Origin of the sequence: Cryobacterium sp. 10I1, from assembly GCF_035019805.1 — a bacterium.
GTDB classification, from domain to species: Bacteria; Actinomycetota; Actinomycetes; order Actinomycetales; family Microbacteriaceae; genus Cryobacterium; species Cryobacterium glucosi.
The window spans coordinates 1-280 of sequence record NZ_JASJVF010000645.1; the positions used below are offsets into that span (position 1 = coordinate 1).

1 protein-coding gene is annotated in these 280 nt (G+C 71.8%); it reads right to left on the minus strand.

Annotated elements, in window-relative coordinates:
• Positions 1-36: 36 nt before the first annotated feature.
• On the minus strand, positions 37-280 hold a 244-nt coding region (locus QN345_RS20150; RefSeq protein WP_323509257.1), incomplete at its 5' end, for an FGGY-family carbohydrate kinase.

The window sequence follows — 280 nt, forward strand, 5'->3', positions numbered from 1 at the left end:
CGGCTCCTTTCTGTTTCCCCTGTTTCCCCGTGCCGGCTATCGGCTGACGAGAGTCCGGACCGGCGTATACCGCTCGGGTACGAAGCTGCGGGCGACGAGGGCGCGCAGCCCTTCGAGCGAACCGGTGACGAGGCCCTGGGCCCGCGCCTGCACGAGCACATTGCCGATCGCGGTCGCCTCGACGGGGCCGGCGAGCACGGGCAGGCCGAGCCGGTCGGCCGTGAGCTGGCAGAGCAGGCGGTTCTGCGAGCCGCCGCCGACGATGTGCACGACCCGTACG